Raw genomic sequence first — 22,077 nt, 5'->3', positions numbered from 1 at the left:
CTGACATGGACTTTACCTACAGCGAAGAGCAACAGATGCTGGCGGACAGCCTGCGTCGCTTCATCGATACCGAATACACCTTCGAGGCCCGCCGCAAGAGCGCGCGCCAGGGCGAGAGCCTGGATCGCGGCGTGTGGAACAAGCTCGCCGAAATGGGCGTGCTGGGCCTGACCGTGCCGGCGGATTTCGGCGGCTTCGGCGAAGGCCCCGCCAGCCAGCTGGTGGTGCAGCGCGAGCTGGGCCGCGGCCTGGTGCTGGAGCCGGTCACGCCCAGCGGCGTGATGGCCGCGGCCATCCTCAACGCCTACGGCAGCGACGCGCAGAAGCAGGAATGGCTGCCCGCGATCGCCTCGGGCGAACGCATCGTCACGCTGGCCTACCTGGAGCCGACCACGCGCTACCGCCCGGAATCGGCCCGCGCCAGCGCCGAGCGCAGCGGCGACGGCTACGTGATCAGCGGCACCAAGAGCGTGGTCTGGCACGGTGCCGCCGCCGACGCCTACCTGCTGACCGCACGGGTTTCCGGCAGCAACGAGATCGCGCTGTTCCTGGTGCCGCGCGACAGCAAGGGCCTGGGCGTGACCGCCTATCCCACCATCGACGGCCTGCGCGCCGCCGACCTGTCGCTGCAGAACGTCACCGTGCCGGCCAGCGCACTGGTGGGCCAGGCCGCCGACGGCCTGGCGGCGCTGGGCGTCGGCCTCGAGCACGGCATCGCTGCGCTGTGCGCCGAAGGCGCGGGCGCCATGGAAAAGCTGATCCAGATCACCGGCGAATACCTGGGCACGCGCCAGCAGTTCGGCAAGCCGCTGGCCAGCTTCCAGGCACTGCAGCACCGCATGGCCGACATGCTGGTGCAGAAGGAACTGGCGCTGTCGATGGCCTACGTGGCGGCGCAGGCGCTGGACGAAACCGATCCTGCCGCGCGCCGCCGCATGCTGTCGGCTGCCAAGGTGACGGTTGCACGCGCCGGGCGCTTTGTCGGCCAGCAGGCGGTGCAGCTGCATGGCGGCATGGGCATGACCGACGAGCTGTCCGTGGGCGACTACTTCAAGCGCCTGACCATGCTGGACCAGTTGCTGGGCGACAGCGACTACCATATGCAGCGCTTCGGCGAAGTGATGGAAGCCTGATCCGGCCAGCGGCCGCTGGCCGCCAGTTGCTATGAGGCCGGGTAATTACCCGGCCTCTTTTTGTTTACACCTCGCTCCACAGGCTAGGGAAATCCACTAGTCCGTTCCAACGATTCCCGGCTGCGGCGCCGTCACTACCCTGTGACCACAGGCACGGACGTCGCCGGCCATTCCCCTAGGAGCGAGACTGCAATGACATCCACTACACATAGACTGCTGCGCGGCAGCCTGCTGGTGACCAGCATGGCACTGGCCGCGGCATCGTGGGCGAAGGTCACCCCCGAGGACCTCAAGCAGCTTGACGGCAACCTGACGCCGATGGGCGCGGAACGGGCCGCCAGCAAGGACGGCGATGTGCCCGCATGGGCCGGCAAATGGCTGGGCACGCCGCCAAACGTCAAATACCAGCGCGGCGAACGGTATCCGGACCCGTATGCGGACGAAAAACCCCTGTTCGTCATCACCGCGCAGAACATGGCGCAGTATGCGGAGCGGCTCAGCGACGGCCAGAAGGCGCTGTTCAAGAAGTACCCCGACACCTTCAAGATGCCGGTGTACGCCAGCCACCGCGACTTCCGCTACGAAGACACGGTCTACAAGGACATCCGCACCTACGCCACCACCGTCAAGATGACGGGCGATGCCAACGGCCTGAAGGACGCGGGCCCGCAGGTGCCATACCCGATCCCGAAGACGGCAATGGAGCTGCTGTGGAACCAGCGCTTCTCGTCGGCAGTCGGCACCGAGAAGGCGCAGTACGACCAGGCCGTGGTCTACCCGAATGGCTCGATCGCATGGGGTCGGGTCTCGTACAGCATCCTCTCGCCGCGCAACAACGGCAAGTTCGACCCGCACAATGCGCTCAACGAGCGCTCCTTCTTCCGCACGGCGACCGACCTGCCGCTGCGCGACCGCGGCCAGGTGATCGTGGGTTATGCCGTGTGGGACCAGGAAGGCTCCGACACCAACCGCACCTGGATCTACAACCCGGGCACGCGGCGCGTGCGCCAGGCGCCGGAATTCGGCTTCGACCAGCCGCAGGGCCCCGGCGGCTTCCGCACCGTGGATGACGACCGCCTCTTCAACGGCTCCGGCGAGCGCTACAACTGGAAGATCGTCGGCAAGAAGGAGATCTATGTCCCGTACCACAACTACAAGCTGCTGAGCACGTCGATCAAGTACAAGGACCTGCTGGCCAACGGCCACGCCAGCCCAGACGTGATGCGTTATGAGCTGCATCGCGTATGGATCCTGGAAGCAACGCTCAAGTCCGGCTTCCGGCACCAGTATGCGAAGCGCGTGCTGTATCTCGACGAAGACACCTGGCAAGCCCTCGCCGCCGACAACTACGATGGCCGCGGCCAGCTGTGGCGCACCAACCTGCAGGCCTCGGTCTACGCCTACGATGCGCGCCGCTATCATCCGACCGCGGTGTTCTACCATGACCTGATTTCCGGCGCTTACTTTGCGGACCGCCTGACCAACGAAGGCCCGATGTTCCAGCTGAACAACAGCCCTGAGTTCACCGAAGCGTTCTTCTCCCCGGACGCCGCGCGCGGATCGGGTACCTGACCACATCGCATGATCCGGCCGGGCGAGTCTTCGCCCGGCCGCGCCACGTCTCCCCTTCCTTCCTCCTTCCCTCGCCACTGCGCCGGCGTAGCCATGCGCCATAAGCCCCTCGTGGATTGGCCGCAAGCCCACCTTTGAGAAATTCCCGTCTCAAAGTCGGATTCGTCCCAGCAACTTATCGGCCTGCCGTCGATACCCTTGCACATTGCGGTGCGTGCCTCCTGCCGTGCACCGCTGCTCTGGCGGTGACCTCAACCCGTCCGCCTTTTCTTTGACCGCTGGCGATCCAGGCCCGGTGCACATCAACGATGGCAGCGCGATGCCAGTGCCCGGGGACGGTGTTCTCGCCGGGTGAAGCTGTGCAAGACAAGAGCCATCATGAACACAAGACTCTATCGGCTGGTATTCAATGCCGTTCGCGGCATGCTGGTGGCAGTTCGCGAAAGCGCGACGGGATGCGCCAAGGGCCGCCATGGCGGAACGCGCGGCGGCGCGACAACGGCGTTCGTGCCGGTGCTATGGCTCACCGCTGTGACGACGGCAATGATGGGCGTCCCCGTAGCGGCGCAGACGCTGCCGATCCAGGCGGACAGGAATGTGCCAGGGCAACGTCCGGTGGTCGGGGTCGCGTCCAATGGCGTCCCGGTCGTGAACATCGCCCCGCCCCAACGCAACGGTGGAACCAGCGTCAACAATTTCATCCAGTACAACGTAGGCCCGTCCGGCGTGGTGCTGAACAACGGCGGCCAGAACTCGCAGACCCGGATTGCGGGCTGGGTTCAGGGCAACGTGCAGCTGGGCAACAGCAGTGCCGGCAATATCGTGGTTCAGGTGACGCAACCCAATCCGTCACAATTGCTAGGGGCGCAGGAAATCGCCGGCAATCGCGCCAACCTGGTCCTGGCCAACCCCGCGGGCATCACCTGCTCGGGCTGCGGCGTGATCAATGCAGACCGCTTCACGCTTTCAACGGGGCGCCCGGTGTTTGGGGCCGATGGCAGCCTGACCGGGTTCGATGTGCGGGAAGGCCATATCGGGATTGATGGCCCAGGCCTGTCCAGCCCGCAGGCGCAGGTCGATCTGCTGGCGCGCTCAATCAGCATTAACGCCGAACTGTGGGCCAGGCACCTGAACGCCATTGCAGGCGCGAACCATATTGACCACTCGACGCTCAACGCCACGCCGCAGGCGGGCACGGGCGCCGCGCCGCAGTTCGCGCTGGATGCGGCGGCGCTGGGGTCGATGTACGCGAATTCGGTACGTCTCATCGGGACCGAAAAAGGCATCGGCTTCAATGTCGGCGGCGGCATCACAACCCGCGCTGGCGATATCGTCGTGGACAACAATGGGGACGTGCGCATCGTGCCGGGTGGCCGCCTGCAGTCCGAGGGTGGCGCCAACGTTGCCGGGACCAACATCGATAACGCCGGCACCATCACTACGCGCGGCGCCATCAATGGCAGCACGCCGGGGCAGCTGGCCAACAGCGGAACGATGGCGGCCGGCACGGATCTGCTGGGCTTCGCCGAGCGTATTGTGAACACCGGGACCATCGGCGCCGGGGTCGATGCCAATGCCAGCGTCACCGGCGCGGGCACGGCCAGCCTTGCCGCGCGCACCGCCATCCAGTCCAGCGGCAAGCTCGTCACCGGGGCCGATTCCAACCTGTCGGCGCCAACGCTGGACCTGTCCAACGGTACGACCGTCGCGCACAACACTGCCACCCTGAACGCCTCGGGTGACATCACGCTCCAGAACGCGCGGCTCGAAGCCACTGCCTTGCAGGTCAATGCCGGCGGCAGGGTGGATAACCGGGGCGGCGCCATCGTGGCCGGCACCAACGGCGGCCAGGTCAGCGGCGCTACCGTGTTGAACCAGAACGGCGCCATCACCAGTGCCGGCGCACTGCGCGTCGCCGCATCGCATACCGTGGACAATGCCTGCGCCACCGTAGCCGGCACCGGAGCGACGACTGTAGCTGGGGCGACCATCGCCAACCGCGGCGGCGTGATCGGCTCCGTGCAGGACAACCTGACCCTGAATGGCGCTCTGGACAACACCGCCGGCAAGGCCCTGGCGACCAGGGACTTGGTCATTGTCGGCGGCGCCATCACCAACGACCATGGGCAACTGTCGGCAGTCCAGGCGCTCAAGGCCGATACCGGCGGCCAGGCGCTCACGAACAACGCCGGTGAGATCTCGGGTGCCAGCGTCCAAACCGACACGGGCCTCTTCGACAACCGCGGAGGTGTGGTGCAGTCCACCGGACTGCTGGTGGCAGACACGCACGGGCACCTGTACGACAACGGCAACGGTGGCCTGACAGTCGCCGACGGGCCATTGACGCTCGCCACGGGGGTCTTCAGCAACCAGGCCGGGACGGTCTCCGGGCAGCAGTCGGCTAAGGTCAATGCGACGATCCTCGATAACTCCGGAGGCAAGTTCGTTACCGGTGGGCCGCTTGACGTGACCGCCGGGAGCCTGGCCAACAACAGCGGCTATCTCGCCTCGAAAGGCGACGCGACAATCCGCCTGACCGGCGGCTTCGACAACACGGCGGGCTTTGCCCATGCCGGCGGCCTGCTCGACGTTCAAGCGAGCACGGTGGTGAACCGCAGCACGCTCGGCGGGACCGACGCGGCGCCGAAAGGTATGGAAGGCGGCAGCGTCCGGATCGCCGCCAGCACCATCGACAATATCGATGGTGCCCTACGGGCCGACACAGCCATGACGGTCGCCTCGGCGACGTTCAACAACACCCGGGGCGAGATGACTTCGGGCGGCACCGCGCAGTTCAATGTCGGCGCCACCACCAACACCGATGGCCTGCTGGCGGCCGACACCCGGCTCGCCATCGTTGGCAATAGCCTTTCCGGCGACGGTACAGTGCGGTCCAAGGGGGATGTTGATATCCACCTGACCAACGACTTCACCAACACCAAAACGCTCGCCGCCGGCGGGAACCTGACCTTCGACACCGCTGGCAATATCGTCAACAGCGGCAAGATGCTGTCCGCCAACTCGATCGACGTACATGCCCGCAATGTCGACAACTCGGGGGAGTTGTACGGCGAAGTCGCCAACACCGTGCGCGCCGACGAGGCAGTCACCAACAGCGGCCTGATCGAAGGCGGCACGGTGCGTGTGCAGGCCGGCACGACGGTCACCAATACCGACCGCATCTTCGGGGACGCTGTTGCCATCGGCGCAGGCGTGCAGATCCTGAACGACCAGGACGCCGCCACTGGCAAAGGGGCCGTGATCGCCTCGCGCACCGGGGATGTCAACCTGGGCGCGCCGGACATCGTCAACCGCGAGCACGCGCTCATCCTGTCGTCGCAGGACCTGAACGTCGGCGGTGCGCTGGACGCCGAGGGCAAAGCCACGGGACAGGCCAGCTCGCTCACCAACGCCTCGGCCGTCATCGATGTGGCACGCGACGCCAACATCAACGCGGCCAGCATCCGCAACGAAAACAGCCATTTCGAGGCCCAGGAGACGGACACCGGCGTGAAAAGGACTCTGGTCTACCGCCTCAAGGGGTCAATGGACGATATCGACCCGACCACAGCGCTTATCTTCGACTGGAGCGGCAAGGACGATTACTTCCATCCAGGCACGGACCTTGGCTGGCTGTACCGCGATGGCAACCAGAAAGGCGTGGCACGCGTGCTGCTGCTGCCCTCGGAGCAATATCCATTTGCTGAATTCGGTCCGCCGTTCGACTGGTCGCGCCGCCCCGACGGCGAGGCCGGACCAGTGATGCCTTGGCAGGACCCCTATTACCTGGACTACTACGGCGGCCTGCCACAAGAACAGTGGTCGCCGCTGGGTCTGGCCTACACCTCGCACTACGAGAAGGATGCAAACGGAAATCCGGTGCTGGTGACGCAGCAGTACAACTATCCACCCGACCACCCGATCTGGGACAAGCTGAAGGTCGAGCGTCCCGACAGTGCGCCTCCTCCTTATGCCGCACCGTGCGAGATCGACGCCCCGCCGGCGTGCAATGCCGCATACCAGAAGTACCGCGACTGGCAAGGCGCCAATGTTGCGAAATATGAAGCGCTAAACGAAAGGATCGTTGCCTTCAACAAGGATTTTCACGCGCGCACTGTCGACAACTTTTATTCCGTGGACAAGCAGACGCAAGTGCGCGAGGAGGTGGTCTTGCATACCGATCCCGCCCGATTGCTGGTTGGCGGCAATGCCACGATCAACGGGGCCGTGGCCAACGACAAGAGCGAGATTGCCGTCGGCGGCACACTGACCGCGCCGGCACCAGTACGCAACGAAGGCTATACCGGCACCCGCTTCGAGACTAGCACCGGCACCCAGGCGTGGCACTACATCAATCGCGGCGTCAACGCACCGGACCGGCGCAGCGACAGCTCCCCCTTGGCTCCGCTCAATCTGACGCTTCCGCTGGTTCTGGCAACGGGCACCACGCAGGAGCATCTGCAAACGGTCCCTGGCAGCGGTGCGTCCGTCGACCCGAAGGCCGGCACCGGCCCGATTGCCAGCGCGCCAAGCTTGATGCAGGTGTCGCTAAATCCCGGCGGCAGTACGGCCGGAGGGCGCCTGGGCGGCGAGCTGATCCGCACTGTCACCCCGTCGCTGGCGATGCCCGGCAACGCGCTATTCGTCACGCGCACCGACCCCGGCGCGCGCTACCTGATCGAGACCGACCCGCGCTTCACCAACCAGCGCCAGTGGCTGTCCAGCGATTACATGCTGACCCAGCTCGGCCAGGACCCGACCAGGGCCCTCAAGCGCCTGGGCGACGGCTTCTATGAGGCGCGGCTGGTGGCCGACGCCGTGATGCTCGGCACCGGCCAGCGCTTCGTTGGGGACTACACCGACAATGAGGCCCAGTACAAGGCGCTAATGCAGTTGGGCGCCGAATTCGCCAAACAGTTCTCCCTGACCATTGGGACGGCACTCACCGCTGAGCAGATGCAGGCGCTCACCACCGACATCGTCTGGCTGGTCGAGAAGACCGTCACGCTGCCGGACGGCTCCACGCAGCAGGTGCTGGTGCCACAGGTTTACCTAAAGGTGCGCGAGGGCGACCTCAAGGGCGACGGCACGCTGATCACGGCGCGCAACATGGCGATCCAGACCGGCGGGGATGTGAAGAACACCGGCACCATCGCGGCGCGCGACGTGATGCTGATCGATGCCGGCAATATCCGTAACGAGCGCGGCACGCTGTCAGCCGGCAACATGGAATTGCACGCGAAGCAGGATATCGAGAATCTGGCGGGCAGGATCAGTGCCGGCGAGTTGGCAGCCACGGCCGGCAGGGACATCAACCTGTCCACCACCACAGCCTCGGACAGCAACAAGGCCGGCGAATCCACCGCCAGCCGCACCGTAATAAGCGGCGTCGCGAGCGTGGACGTGGACAATGCCGTGCTCGTAGCGGGCCGGGATATCAATAGCCAGGCGGCCAGCATCACGGCAACCGGCAGCCTCGGCATGGGCGCCGGGCGGGATATCAACCTGGACACGGTGAAGGTCGCCGAGAGCTTCGATGCCGTCGCGGACGCGAAGAACCGCTCCAGCGTGGCGCGCAGCGCGGAGCTCGGCTCACAGATCATCGGCCACGATGTAGCGCTCGTTGCCGGCCGGGATATCAATGCCAAGGCCGCGTACGTGAACGCTGACGGCGCCCTCGCCGTCAGCGCGACCCGTGACATCAACGTGAAGGCCGTTGAGGCAAGCGCGGCGATACGCGACGAGCAGTCGAAGCAAAGCGGCGGCGTCCTGTCGAAGAAGTCCACCCATACCATCGACGCGGCAAGCCGCACTGAGGCGCTCGGCAGCACCTTCTCGGGCGACACGGTTGACATGACGGCGGGTCGTGACCTGAACACCTCTGGCAGCACCATTGCCGCCACGCACGACGTGACCCTCGACGCCGGACGCAATATCGCCATCGGCACGGCAGAGACCACGTCCTCGTCCTACAGCTTCAAGGAGGAGAAGAAGACCGGATTTGGCGCCACCGGTTCCGGCCTCTCCTACGGCAAGCGCGAACAGAAGGACACCGTCAGCGACAACAGCACGCAGCAAGTGGGCAGCCTGGTAGGCTCCACGGGTGGCAGCGTGCACATGAATGCGGGCAGTACGCTGAAGCTCACTGGCAGCGACCTGATCGCCGCCAAGGACATCACCGGTGTGGGCGCCGACGTGACCATCGAGGCCGCGCAGAACCGCCAGCACCATGACGAGACGCATGAGGTCAAGCAAAGCGGCTTCACGCTGGGCGTGTCGGGCGGCGCCATCGGCGCGGCGATCAATGCGGGCAACAAAGTCATCTCGGCCAGCCAGAGCCAGGACGGACGCGCCTCGGCGCTGTGGGGCATGGCCGCCGGGCGCGATGCCTACGACGCCGCCACATCGCTCGCCAAGGATGGACTTGCCGGCGGCGCCGCGCTTACCCTGTCTTTCGGCAATAGCCGGAGCAAGCAAACCCTTACCGAGGACAGCACCCTTCACAATGGGTCCAACGTGTCAGCGGGCGGCACGACCGCCTTTACTGCCACGGGCGTGGATGCCAATGGCAACGGGACGGCCGGCAACCTGAACATCATCAGCTCGAACATCGACGCCAACAAGGTGGTGCTCGGTGTGAAGAATGACATCAACATCGTGTCGGCCACGGACACGAACGAGAGCCACAGCACCAACAAGTCGAGCAGCGCCAGCGTCGGTGTCTCCTACGGCATGGGTCCGAACAACGCAGGCTTTGGCGCCTCGGCCTCGGCCTCGACGGCCAGAGGCAACGCCGACAGCCAGGGCGCCACGCAGGCCAACAGCCATGTGACCGGCAAGGAGTCCGTCACCTTGGTGTCGGGCAACGACACCAATATCCTGGGCGCCACGGTGAGCGGTGGCAAGGTGCTGGGCGATGTCGGCGGCAACCTGAACATTGCCAGCCGCCAGGACACCGAAAAGGTGCGCGCCCGGCAGGAAAGCACGGGTGGCGGCTTCAGCATCAGCCAGGGCGGCGGTTCGGCCAGCGGCTCCGCGAGCCAGGGCAAGGCCAGCGGCAACTACGCGAACGTGAGCGAGCAATCGGGCATCTACGCAGGAGAAGGCGGCTTCGACATCCGGGTGGAGGGCAATACTGACCTCAAGGGCGCGGTGATCGCCAGCGCCGCCGGCAAGGACAAGAACCAGCTCGACACCGGCACGCTCAGCTTCAGCGATATCCGGAGCCACTCCGACTACAGCGCAACCTCGTTCGGCGTTTCGGGTGGCATTACCGCTGGCCCACAGAACAGCGAGAAGAACAGCGGCCAGACCTCGGGCAGGAACACCGGCGGCATCAGCCCGATGATCCCGCAGCATGAGAGCGGCAGCCAGGACGGCGTGGCGCTCAGCGCCATTGCGGATGGCACCATCGCGATCCGAGACGAGGCGCATCAGAAGCAGGACTTGTCGAGCCTCAAGCGCGACACCGCCGCCACGAACACTACGGTGGAAAAGAATCCCGACCTGAAGAACGTGCTCGACAAGCAGGCGGACACGATGGCTGCGGCGCTGGCGGCGGGCGAGGCAATAGCGAAGACGGTAGGTCAGGTTGCCAATGCTAAGCAGGCGGCGGCGGAAGAACGGTACAAGGCTGCTGCGGAGGCGTATCGCCAGGATCCGAGCGCCGAAAACCAGGCGGCCATGGCGGCAGCCCAGTCCGATATCGACGGCTGGAAGGAAGGGGGTGAGTATCGCGCTGCACTCCACAGCGCGGGCGGTGCACTCGTCGCCGGCCTGGGTGGAGGCAATGCGTTGGCCGGAGCGGCTGGCGCGGGCGCGGCATCCTTGGCCGGCGGCAATTTAAGCCAGTTGGCTAACGCCGCCAATAGCGCAGTTAGCACCGGCAGCAGCGAACTTGATCAAGCGATTGGTAACCTTGCAGCCAATATTGCTGCAGGCAGTATTGGTGCGGTTCTCGGCGGCGGCTCCGGCGCGGCTACGGCGTCCACTACGGATCGCTTCAACCGCCAGCTCGGCAATGACGAACGAGCATTGGCGATCAAGCTGGCAAAAGACAGCGGCGGAAAGTACACGACAGAGCAGATCGAGAACGCGATGCGCGCGGGTGGCAACTCCCTGCGTGGCGAGAATGTGACGAGCGGCATGGTTGTCGATGGTAAGAACAACCCCAACGGTGTCAGCGACATGGGCGCAAAATGGGAGGTGGGTCAGGACGAAAACGGAAATGGCCGCTATTTGGTTCAGCAGGTTCAGTCCAACGTTGATCCCGGGCTTGCCGCCTATATTCAGGGGAAGACCGGGGGAGAAATGTCGCCCTACAACTGGAGTACGGATACCCTCGGTCAGTCAACTGCATCGACATCAACTTCTCCGCAGAACCTGTTTACCCCTGCTGCTAGCGGATGTATCACTGCGGAATGTGCCGCTGGCATCGGAGGTACCGGTGGCCGTGGCTTGCTACCCGACTACGTAACAGTCAGCGGAGGAGCATTGTCGGGCACCGTCGGCGGAGCGATGAATCTTCATGACGGCACGAAGTATCTTTCCACGGGGGTGGTCCTGACAAATCCATCCGCAGTTTCATTTTCACTTGGTGGAGCAATGAGCTTTGGCTGGATATTCGGGGCAAACAATGGGAATGATACCAATTCGTTCATAAATGGCGACGGAAACCAAGCCTTCATTTCTATTCCAACACCTTTCCGCGTCAATGGTTATGCCGCGATTACGCACGCGTACGGCGGTGCCACGGCAATTGAGTTTGGCGTTGCGTCACCAGGAAGGATCAGCTTTGGCTTAATGCCATGGGGTCATTCCTCACCGACAAAAGAGAATTCAAGGTAAAGGAAAAAACTATGGCAATCGGCGGTGGCCCAACACCGGATCAATGGAAGAAGATGAGTCGATCGGAAAAGATCTCCTACGTCCTATTCCTTGCATTCGTCTTCGGCGTGATTCTCTATTTCGCCTACGAAAAATGGATTGCATAGCGTTACAGGTTGTGCAAGCCCGTTTGATGTTTCTGGCATTTTAATTCATGCTTCCCAAGACCAAGAACGCGCGTCACAAGGCGCGCGCTACCTCTCCATTTGTCCCGTTCCTCCTGTCGTTCCCCTCGCTGGCGGTTGCCCAGGCATTGCCGTTCTTCCCGGCCGTCACTCCGAACGACGCCATCGAGCGCCGCCAGGAACAACAGCAGGGGGCCGCGCGTGAACGCGCCCTGGCCCGTCCCGACGTATTGACGCCCGCGCCCGAGACACCCACCGTAACCGGGCAGCTGATCCTGCCCACCGAGGCGCCGTGCTTCCCGATTCTGACCGCGGAATGGGAAGGCGCCGAAGACTTCGAATGGCTGCGCGCCGAGGCCGGCATCCTGCCCGGCCAATGCGTCGGCGGCAAGGGATTGGAGACTATTCAGCAATACTTCGCCGCACGCCTCGTCGCCCTGGGCTATGTGACCACGCGCGTGCTGATCCCCGAACAAAACCTCGCCAGCGGCACGTTGCGCCTGCGCGTGGTGGCCGGGCGCATCACCGGCGTCAAGGCCGACGGCACGCCCGGCTGGTGGCGCACGGCCCTGCCGACTGGTCCCGGCGGACTGGTCAACCAGCGCGACCTCGACCAGGGCATGGAGAACATGCGCCGCCTGCAGGGCCAGGCCGATGCCGGCATCGACCTCGTGCCCGGTGACAATCCAGGCGACACCGATCTGGTCGTCAAGCCCGGCACGGGCAAGCGCTGGCATGCGCTGGTGACAGGCGACAACGGCGGCCTGGAGTCCACCGGCAAGTACCAGATGGGCGGCACGCTGACCGTAGATTCGCCGCTGTTCCTGTATGACAGCCTGACGATCTCGGGCAACACCAATGCCGACGTCGGCAACGGCGCCGCCGGCACGCGCTCGTCGGCCATCAACTACAGCATTCCGTTTGGCTACTGGAACGCATTCGTCGATGCCAACCAGTCGAAATACCACCAGACCGTAGCGGGCTTCGAGGGCGATATCGTCTACGGCGGGCGCAGCACGCAGATCGAGGCGGGCCTGGGCTATGTGCCATTCCGCAATGCCTCGGGCAAGACCAGCCTGTACGGCAAGGTTTTCCGCAAGACAGCGAGCAGCACGCTGGACGGCATCGACCTCGCCGTGCAGCACCGCGACTTCGTCGGCCTGGAGTTCGGCGCAGCACACCGCCAGTTCTTCGGCGCCAATGTGTTCGACATTGGCGCGGCGTGGCGCAGATCGCTGCCGGCGCACTCGAAGGCGCCGGGCTTCGTCCTCGGCGATCCGTCCTGGGCTGGCAAATCGGAGATCGTGCTGGCGAATGCCGGTCTGATGGTGCCGCTCCAGGTGGCTGGCCAGCACCTGCGTTACCAGACCAATGTCCGCATGCAGTACGCGCGCACACGCATCCTGCCATCCGACTATTACACCATCGGCAACCGCTATTCGGTGCGCGGCTTCGATGAGCAACTCACCCTGGCGGCCGAAAACGGCATCACTTGGCGCAACGACCTCGCCTGGCAACTCGGCAACGCCCGTCAGGAGGCGTTCGTCGGCTTTGACGCCGGTCACGTAGGCGGTCCCTCCGCGCAGTTCCTGGTGGGCCAGACACTGATCGGCGCGGTGATCGGGGCGCGCGGGCGCTGGGCCATGTGCCACGATGCGGCGCTGACTTACGAAGTGACGCTTGGCTGGCCCGTCAAGAAGCCGGAACTGTTCCGCACCAAATCGCACAACGTCGCCGCCCAGGTCGGGCTCGAGTTCTGATCCCCCTATGCCACGGCAAGGCTTTCCGGCCGTGTCGCGAGGGCAAACCAGGCGGCATTGGCACATGCCGCCACCGCTTCAGAACGTCAGCGGACGCTGCGCGGCATCGACGCCGCCGTCGATGAACACCACGTTGCCATGCATATAGCCTGCCTGCGGCCCGCAAAGGAAAGTAATCAGACCAGCCACCTCCTCAGGCTGCGCACGGCGACCCAGCGGTGGCAGGAAATCGCGTATGGCATCGCCGTAGCGCGGATCCTTCAACCCCGCCTGCAGCAGCGGTGTTTCCACCGCACCCGGCGCCACCACGTTGAGGCGAACACCCGCCTGCCCCCAGGCTCCGGCACGTTGCCGCGCAGCTGCCGTCACCGCATGCTTGGAGCTGGCATAGGCGATATAGCCAGCCTGGTCCCGCGTCGCTTCCGCCGCCGCGGCAGCTTCGAGCAAGGCACGCACGCCGGCCTCATCGACGGCGAGGTAGGCATCGCGCAAAGGGCTGCCCTCCCAGCACTGCAGCGTGGCGGAACTGGAAGACACCACCACGGCGCACGGATCCCGCCCGTGGCGCAGCGCATCGAACAAGCCATCCAGCAACGCCACCACGCCGAAGTAGTTGACCGACGCCACCAGTGTTGCAGGATCGACATGCGGGCCCAGGCCGGCGCAGCAGATCAACTGGTCGATGCGGCCGTCCGAATGCGACAGCACAGCATCGATCGCCGCAGCGCGGCCTGGCCCGGTGGAAAGATCGGCAAGAATGTCCGCGTCGCGCAGGTCGACGCCGATGACCCGGCAACCGTCGGCCAGCATGCGCGCCCGCACGGCCGCGCCCATGCCGGACGCGGCACCGGTAATGACTGCGGTTTTCATGGTCAGTCCTCGAACACGTGCCGCAGGGCCGGCGGCACGATATTGCCCGGGTTCAGCTCGATCACGCGGCGCGCCACGCTGGACGGCCGCACCTGCTCGATGTCGGTGTAGAACTGCTGGTACCAGTCACGCATCTGGTAGATCGGCCCGTCGCCTTCGCACAGCAGCGGGTTGTCGATGCGGATCTTGCTGTCCCAGATGGCCACGTCCTCATAGAAGGCCTGGCGCGCCTGCTCGACGTAGGCTTGCGCCATGGCGCGGTTCTGCTCGTCGCTCAGCCCCGGAATCTTCTTCACCAGCACGCCGTAGCGCAGCACGAAGCTGTTCAGGTCGATCGGCACATGGCAGTTGAGCAGGACGGAGTGGATCTCCTGGTCGCCCATGCGGCCGCTCATGTCGGTGATGTGGTACGCCGGACCGAAGTAAGTCGACAACGCCGTCAGCTGCGCATCGCCCGACAGCCGGGCACTGCGCCCGATCATCAGCTGTGTGGCCTTGTGGTCTTCGAACAGATTGGCGAAATAGTCGACCGGCGACCCGTGTACGGTGCCGAAATGCGCCATGTCGGAGATATTGTCTACCAGCTCCCGGCAGTTGGTGCGGATCACCATCTCGTCCATGGCCCATTCCGACCACTCCGGCGAGAAGCAGGCCTCGATGCGCGGAATCGCCACCTCCGGCGGCGCCGGACGGCCCTCTGGATCGTGCCAGATGAACAGCAGCCGGTTCTGCTCGCAGGTCTGCCACGCGCCGACGCGCGCCTTGGGCGGCACGCGTTTGCAATAAGGGATCGACTTGCAGCCGCCGTCGCCGCCCCACTGCCAGCCGTGGAACGGGCATACCAGGTTGTCGCCCTGCACTGTGCCGGTGCTGAGGTCCGCGCCCATGTGCGGGCAGAAGCCGTCGATCACGCGGATGGCGCCGGTAGAGTCGGCGAACGCCGCCAGGCGCCTGCCAAAGATATCGAGTGTGTGCGGCTTGCCGTCGCGATAGGCGTCGGCCAGGCCGAGGCAGTGCCAGCCGCGCGCGTAGCGGGCCTCGGGCGGGCGTGATTCGATCTTGTAGCCGCTGATGCCGGTTTGGCTCATGGTGTCTCCTTGAAATCCCGTGGGAACTTCAAGATAAGAGCCTCCGGCCGCTGCCTCATCGTCCCATCGGACTACTGCAGTGCGACCAGGCGCGTCAGCGCCGGATCGTTGCCCGGGCCATGCACGCAGCTGACGCCGGCGGGATCGTAGATCCTGGCCACGCAGCCATTGCAGCTGTCGCAGGCCGAGCGCCGCACCGCGCCGCTGCGCCAGTTGGCGACCAGCGCGGGATCGTGGATCAGCGCGCGTGCCAGCGCGATGCAGTCGAATCTTTCCGCCATCAGCTGCGCCACGTTGTCGAGCGACTTGACGCCGCCGACATAAGCCAGCGGCATGTGCACCGCCTGCCGCACCACGCGCGACGCCTCGATGAAATACAGCTCGCGGAACGCCAGGTCGCGCGGCGTGCTGCGCTCCAGCATGGTGATGCCGAAGCGCGCCAGCGCGGTCGGGGCCGCGGCCTTCATCTGCGCCGTAGGCATCGGGCTGCCGAACAGCACCCACGGGCTTTCCACGTTGCGGCCGCCGCTGAGCGTCAGCAGGTCGGCCCCTTCCGCCTCCAGCATGCGCGCGGTCACGGCGGAGTCCGCGGGCTGGTTGCCGCCCGGCACGCCGTCGCTGACGCTGAGCTTGCAGCAGACGGCCAGTCCGTTGCCGACGGCATCCTTGACCTGCCGCAGCACCGCGGCCGGGAAGCGGGTGCGGTTCTCCACGCTGCCGCCGAACGCGTCGCGCCGCCGGTTGCTCAGCGGCGACAGGAACTGGTTGAGCAGGTAGCCGTGGCCCATATGGATCTCGACCGCGTCGAAGCCGGCTTCGCGCGCCAGCCTGGCCGCCGCGGCAAACTGGCCGGCCACGCGCGCCATGTCCGCCTCGCGCATGGCGCGCTGGAAATACACGCCGTGCATCATGCCGAAGGCATTGAGACCGGATGAGGCGCTGCCCGGCGCGCGGCTGCCGCCGTGGCGCATGGTGGTGAACGACCCTGCATGCGTGATCTGCAGGCAGGCCGCCGCGCCTTCGCGATGCACTGCGTCGGTCAGTACGCGCAGGTATGGCACCTGCTCCGGGCGCATGCTGAGCTGGTGCGCGAAGGTCAGTCCGTCGTCGGCCACGGCGGCGTAGGCCACCGTGGTCATGCCCACGCCGCCGGCGGCGAGATCGCGGTGGTGCCCGACCAGCGCCTGCGTCGGCAAGCCGTGCGGCGTCATGCCTTCATTGGCGCCCGCCTTGATGAAGCGGTTGCGCAGCGTGAGCGGACCGATGCGCAGCGGCGTGAAAGCCGTTGCTGCGGATGCCTGGGTGTCGTGCATGCTGTCTCTCCGCTTTTTATCCGCGACGTTCAAGCCGCATCGGACTTGAGGGCACGCGCGGGCGGCGTCGTGTCTCCGCCTGCCGCAATATCTGCCGCAACGCCTGCCTTCACGCGGGCGCGCTCCTCCTGCTCGACACCCAGCCACGCGGCCAGCGCCGGCAGCAGCGACACCGCGCCGAACAGGTTCACCAGGAACATGAAGGCCAGCAGGATCCCCATGTCGGCCTGGAACTTGAGCGCGGCAAAGGCCCATGTGCCGACCCCGATGCACATCGTCAGCGCCGTGAACAGCGCCGCCGAGCCGCGCTGGCGCATCGCCTCGGCGAATGCCTGCGGCAACGCCTGCCCTTCCTCGCGGATCTGGTGCTGGATGCGCTCGTACAGGTAGATGCCATAGTCCACGCCAACGCCAACACCCAGCGTGATGACCGGCAGCGTCGATACCTTCAGGCCGATGCCGAGGCGCGCCATCAGCGCATTGCACAGCACCGACACCAGCGTCAGCGGCACGATGATGCACAGCACCGCGCGCCACGAGCGGAACGTCAGCAGGCACAGCAGCGTGATCGCGCCGAAGATCGCCAGCAGCATTGCCACCTCGGCCTCTTCCACGGCCTCGTTGGTGGCGGCCATCACGCCGATATTGCCGCCTGCCAGCCGGAACGCGACATTGGGAGTCTTGTCGGCGGCGGTAAAGCGGCGGATCTCACGGACGATATGGGCAATGGTGGCGCCCTCGTGGTTGGCGGTGTAGATCAGCACCTGGATCGCCTGGCAGTTGGACGTGTTCATGCCGTTGTCCGGGTCGTAGGCCTTGGCGCCCTGCCCCAGGCCCTCGCTGCTGCGCGGCAGCGCCTCCCAGCGCGGGTTGCCCTCGTTGTAGGCGCCGATCACCACCTTGGCCAGCGACGACACGCTCACCACCGACTGCACGCCGGACACGCCGCGCATATGCATTTCGAAGCGTTCCACCGCGCTCATCACCGGGTAGTGCAGGCAGCCGTCGTCGAAGCCGGTCGGCTCCACCACCACGGTGAGCGCATCCGAGCCGATGTTGTACTGGCTGACGATGCTGGCGCTGTCGCGGTTGTAGCGCGAATCCGCGCGCAGCTCGGGCGCGCCGCTGCCGACATCGCCGATCTTCAGGCCGCGCGACTCGATCGCGCCCGCCGCCAGCAGGGCGAGCGCGGCGACGAAAACGCCGAGTGCCGGAGCCGGACGGGCCAACGCGCCGAACTTGTGCCACAGCCCGCCGCCACCCTGCGCGCGCCGCGCCTGCGACCGTGCCAGCGCCGACGGCTCCAGCCGCGTGTACGACAGCAGGATCGGCAGGAACACCTTGTTGGTCACGATCATCAGCAGCACGCCCAGGCAGGCGGTGATGCCAAGCTCGCGCACGATATCGATCTCGATGCGCATGATGACCATGAAGCCCAGCGCATTGGTCAGCAGCGCCACCGTGCCGGGAATGAACAGCTTGCGGAAGGCCGCGCTGGCGCTCTCCCGCGGGCTGTGCCCCTGCACCACCTCCTGCTTCCAGGCATTGGTCATCTGCACCGCGTGCGAAACCCCGATCGAGAAGATCAGGAACGGCACCAGGATCGACATCGGGTCGATGCCATAGCCCAGCAGCGGCAGCAGCCCCAGCAGCCAGCCCACCGGCAGCAGCGCTACCACCAGCGCCAGCACGGTGATGCGCAGCGAGCGCGTGTACAGCCACAGCAGCAGCGCCGTGACGGCAAAGGCCAGCGCGAAGAAGCCCATCACGCCGGCGATGCCCTCCTCGACATCGCCCACCAGCTTGGCAAAACCGACGACATTGACTTCGACGTCCTGGCCGCTGAATTGCGCGCGGATCTTCTCCAGCTGGCGCGCGACGGAGCCGTAGTCGATGGTCTTGCCGGTGGCCGGATCGGTCTCGCGCAACTCCGCGCGGATCAGCGCGGACCTGAGGTCATTGCTGACCAGCCGGCCGATCTGCCCGGAGCGCGCCACGTTGCGCCGCACCTTGTCGAGCTCGTCCGGCGCGCCGGAGAAACGGCCCGGCACCACCACGTCGCCGCGGAAGCCGGCCTCCGTCACCTCGGTGTAGCGCACGTTGGGCGTGAACAGCGAGAACACGCGCGAGCGGTCCACGCCCGGGATGAAGAACACTTCATCGGTGGCGTGGCGCAGCTTGTCCATGAAGGCGGCGTTGTAGATGTCGCCGTCGCCCTTCCAGCGCAGGCTTACCAGCACCGTATTGGCACCGGAGAAGGTGCTCGCGTACTTGGTGAACACCTGCATGTAGGGGTGCTGCAGCGGGATCATCTTGTTGAAGCCGGGATCGAGCCGCAGGCGCGTGGCCGAGAAGCCCAGCGCCACGGTCACGGCCAGGCACAGCAACAGCAGCAGGCGGCGCCGGTGCATCAGCACGCTGGCGCAGGCATCGACGAAGCGGCCCAGGCGGCCGGAGGATTGGGGGCGGGTCATGATCGTTCTCGCGTTCGGTCAGGCGGGGGTTCAACCGGGGGTTCAGCGATTTGCGGCGAGCGTCGCGCCGGCCAGGCCGCTGCTGCCGCCCAGCGCCAACTTGTCCGTGCCGGCAGGCACCAGCGCGGCCAGCGTCTGCGGGCTGCCGGCCGGCAACGGCGCGAAGTGGCGTCCGCCATCCGCGGACATCACCAGCGTGCCGCCCTGCCCGGCCAGCACGATGCGGCCATCGGGCAATTCGGCGCCGCCGAAGAACGAGGTCCGCAAGCCGGTTTCCGCGGCCTGCCAGGTGGTGCCGAAGTCGTCGCTGCGCAGCGCATTGCCGCGCATGCCGAAGGCCAGCCAGGCGCCGTCGCGCAGCGGCAGCACGCCGTACAGCGAGCCTTCATAGGGGGTCTTGACTGGCTCCCAGCGGCTGCCGCCATCGGTGGAGCGCAGCACCAGCCCGGCTTCGCCGACCAGCATCAGGCGTCCGTTCCCGTCGCCGGCGATGGCGTTGAGATGGCGGTCCTGCATGGCTGAGTTGGCATTGCGGGCGGCCTCTTCCCAATGCCTGCCCTGGTCGCGCGAGACCAGGAACCGCCCGAAGCTGCCCACGGCGAACCACGGCCCGTTGCGTTGCGCCAGGGCACCCAGCAAGGGGTCGGACGATTTCGCGTCGAAGGCGACCTGCTGCCAGTGCGTGCCGCCATCTTCCGTGCGCAGGATCAGGCCGCTGTGGCCGACGGCGATGCCATGGCGGCTGTCGGCAAAGGCCACCTGCGTCAGCGTGGCGCCCTGGGGCTTGTCCACGGCGGCCACGCGCCAGTCGCCGCCCCGGTCATCGCTGAACAGGATCTTGCCGCGCTCGCCCACGGCCACCAGGCGCTCGCCGGCGCGGGCGATGCCGTTGATCTGCAGGCCGTCGGCGCGCAGTGCGGTGGCCGGGAACGGCGGCAGCGGGCGCGGCGCGAAGGCCCAGACCGCGGTGGCCAGCACCGCCAGCGATATGGCGAGGCCGATCAGTCGTTTCATGATGTGTCCTCCGTGTGGAGCGGTGGCAGGTGGCCTCGTGGCGGGCCGTCCGTGCCGGGGCTGCTTCCATAAGCTGAATGTTTGCTACAGGACGTCGAACAGCGCCGCAGCACCCATCCCGCCACCAATGCACATCGTCACCACCGCCTGCTGCACGCCGCGGCGACGCCCTTCGACCAGCGCATGCGCAGTCATGCGCGCGCCCGACATGCCGAACGGATGCCCAACCGAGATCGCGCCGCCATTCACGTTCAGCCGCGCATCCGGGATACCCAGCTCCCGCTGGCAGTACAGCACCTGGCAGGCAAAGGCCTCGTTCAGCTCCCACAGGCCCACATCCGCCACCGTCATGCCATGGCGCGCGAGCAGCTTCGGCACGGCAAACACCGGACCGATGCCCATCTCGTCCGGCGCACAGCCCGCCACCGCCATGCCGCGATAGCGGCCCAGCGGGCGCAGGCCGCGGCGGCGCGCCTCGTCCGCGCTCATCAGCAGCACCGCGGCGGCGCCGTCAGACAGTTGCGAGGCATTGCCGGCGGTGATGTGCTCGCCCTCGGCCACCGCCTGCCCGCCGCTCCAGACCGGCTTGAGCGCAGCCAGGCTTGCAGCCGTGGTATCGGGCCGGTTGCATTCGTCCTGCGCCAGCGTTACGGTCTCGTGCCCGGCCAGTGCGCCGGCCTTGTCGAACAGCGCGCGGCGCGTTGCCAGCGGCACGATCTCGTCGTCGAAGGCGCCGCGCCGCTGCGCCTCGGCGGTGCGCTGCTGGCTGCGCCAGGCGTAGGCATCCTGCTCGGCGCGACTGATGCCGTAGCGGCGCGCCACCACCTCGGCGGTCTCGATCATCGCCATGTAGGCGGCCGGCTGGCGCGCCACCACCGCTTCGGACTGGGCGCGGTAGCCGTTCTTATGCTTGTTCTGCGTCAGCGAGATCGACTCCGCGCCGCCGGCGACGATGATGCCGGCCTCGCCGCACTGGATCGCACGGGCGCCCGCGGCGATCGTCATCAGGCCCGAGCCGCACATGCGGTCCATGGTCATGCCGGGCACGCTGTCCGGCATGCCGGCCGCGACCGCGCACAGGCGGCCCAGGTTGTAGCCCTGCGTGCCCTGCTGCGCGGCCGCGCCGATCAGCACGTCGTCCACCTCGGCCGGGTCCACGCCGGCGCGCTCGACCACCGCGCGCACCACGTGGCCGCCCAGCACCGGGGCTTCGGTATCGTTGAAGGCGCCACGGAACGCCTTGCCGATGGGGGTGCGCGCGACGGCGACAATGACTGCTTCATTCATGCTGGATTCCTGTTTCAGAAGTAGTAGCGGCTGATCGTCTCGGCCACGCAGGCGGGCTTGGCTTCGCCTTCAATCTCCACCGTCATGCGCACCACCGACTGCACGCCGCCCTGCAACGGCTCGGCTCGTATCAACTCACCCACGCCGCGCACGCGGGCGCCCACCCTCACCGGGGCCGGGAAGCGCACCTTGTCGCAGCCGTAGTTGACGCCGAACTTCATGCCTTCGACGGTGACCAGCTCGGGCAGGAACTGGTTGACCAGCGCTAGCGTCAGGTAGCCGTGGGCGATGCAGGCGCCGTAGGGACCTTGCGCGGCGCGTTCGGGGTCGACGTGGAGCCACTGGTGGTCGCCGGTGGCGTGGGCGAACTGGGTGACCTGGTCCTGGGTGATGCGCGTCCAGGCGCTTTCGCCGAGGGGTTGGCCGACGGCGGCGTGGATGTCTTCGGCTGAACGGAAGATTCTTGGCATTGCTGTTTCCTGTGTTTCTTCACCATGGCGGCCTGACTTGCCGACGAGTCCATCACTCCCGTCTGGTTTGCTCCCCTCTCCCGCG

Annotated in this window: 12 protein-coding genes; 5 read left to right on the top strand and 7 right to left on the bottom strand. The window is 66.3% G+C overall.

What is annotated here, in order from left to right; all coding sequences use genetic code 11:
- The first annotated feature begins 5 nt into the window (after nucleotides 1-5).
- The 5 genes from E0W60_RS08330 (at nucleotide 6) to E0W60_RS08315 (ending at nucleotide 13,476) form a co-directional block, all read left to right on the top strand.
- Entirely contained in the window at nucleotides 6-1,133 is a 1,128-nt protein-coding gene (locus E0W60_RS08330) for an acyl-CoA dehydrogenase family protein (protein ID WP_135703630.1), read from the top strand.
- Between the two features lie 192 nt (nucleotides 1,134-1,325).
- Complete coding sequence (locus E0W60_RS08325) at nucleotides 1,326-2,705, top strand: DUF1329 domain-containing protein (protein WP_135703629.1); 1,380 nt, start codon at nucleotides 1,326-1,328, stop codon at nucleotides 2,703-2,705.
- A gap of 378 nt (nucleotides 2,706-3,083) precedes the next feature.
- The gene (locus E0W60_RS08320) at nucleotides 3,084-11,552 is read left to right on the top strand and encodes a hemagglutinin repeat-containing protein (RefSeq protein ID WP_135703628.1); all 8,469 of its coding nucleotides are present in this window, start codon (nucleotides 3,084-3,086) and stop codon (nucleotides 11,550-11,552) included.
- A gap of 11 nt (nucleotides 11,553-11,563) precedes the next feature.
- Nucleotides 11,564-11,698 (top strand): hypothetical protein, encoded by a 135-nt coding sequence (locus tag E0W60_RS38055; RefSeq protein ID WP_255519741.1) that lies wholly within the window; start codon nucleotides 11,564-11,566, stop codon nucleotides 11,696-11,698.
- 47 nt (nucleotides 11,699-11,745) lie between these two features.
- On the top strand, nucleotides 11,746-13,476 hold the full coding sequence (locus tag E0W60_RS08315; RefSeq protein ID WP_135703627.1) for a ShlB/FhaC/HecB family hemolysin secretion/activation protein: 1,731 nt from the start codon (nucleotides 11,746-11,748) through the stop codon (nucleotides 13,474-13,476).
- Between the two features lie 78 nt (nucleotides 13,477-13,554).
- Here E0W60_RS08315 and E0W60_RS08310 read toward each other — a convergent pair whose 3' ends face one another.
- From E0W60_RS08310 to E0W60_RS08280, 7 genes are all read right to left on the bottom strand, one after another.
- Nucleotides 13,555-14,346 carry an SDR family oxidoreductase gene (locus E0W60_RS08310; protein ID WP_135703626.1) on the bottom strand — a complete coding sequence of 264 codons (792 nt, stop codon included), beginning with the start codon at nucleotides 14,344-14,346 and terminating at the stop codon, nucleotides 13,555-13,557.
- A 2-nt stretch (nucleotides 14,347-14,348) separates the two neighbouring features.
- The gene (locus E0W60_RS08305) at nucleotides 14,349-15,434 is read right to left on the bottom strand and encodes a Rieske 2Fe-2S domain-containing protein (protein ID WP_133094861.1); all 1,086 of its coding nucleotides are present in this window, start codon (nucleotides 15,432-15,434) and stop codon (nucleotides 14,349-14,351) included.
- A 71-nt stretch (nucleotides 15,435-15,505) separates the two neighbouring features.
- The gene (locus E0W60_RS08300; RefSeq protein WP_135703625.1) at nucleotides 15,506-16,747 is read right to left on the bottom strand and encodes an NADH:flavin oxidoreductase; all 1,242 of its coding nucleotides are present in this window, start codon (nucleotides 16,745-16,747) and stop codon (nucleotides 15,506-15,508) included.
- Nucleotides 16,748-16,776: 29 nt separating this feature from the next.
- Nucleotides 16,777-19,221 carry an efflux RND transporter permease subunit gene (locus tag E0W60_RS08295; protein WP_135703624.1) on the bottom strand — a complete coding sequence of 815 codons (2,445 nt, stop codon included), beginning with the start codon at nucleotides 19,219-19,221 and terminating at the stop codon, nucleotides 16,777-16,779.
- 42 nt (nucleotides 19,222-19,263) lie between these two features.
- Complete coding sequence (locus E0W60_RS08290) at nucleotides 19,264-20,235, bottom strand: WD40/YVTN/BNR-like repeat-containing protein (RefSeq protein ID WP_135703623.1); 972 nt, start codon at nucleotides 20,233-20,235, stop codon at nucleotides 19,264-19,266.
- Nucleotides 20,236-20,319: 84 nt separating this feature from the next.
- Nucleotides 20,320-21,522 (bottom strand): acetyl-CoA C-acyltransferase, encoded by a 1,203-nt coding sequence (locus E0W60_RS08285; RefSeq protein WP_135703622.1) that lies wholly within the window; start codon nucleotides 21,520-21,522, stop codon nucleotides 20,320-20,322.
- Nucleotides 21,523-21,536: 14 nt separating this feature from the next.
- Entirely contained in the window at nucleotides 21,537-21,992 is a 456-nt protein-coding gene (locus E0W60_RS08280; protein ID WP_135703621.1) for a MaoC family dehydratase, read from the bottom strand.
- Nucleotides 21,993-22,077: the final 85 nt, after the last annotated feature.

Source organism: Cupriavidus oxalaticus, assembly GCF_004768545.1.
GTDB lineage: Bacteria > Pseudomonadota > Gammaproteobacteria > Burkholderiales > Burkholderiaceae > Cupriavidus > Cupriavidus oxalaticus_A.
This window is presented reverse-complemented; position numbering and strand designations above follow the sequence as displayed.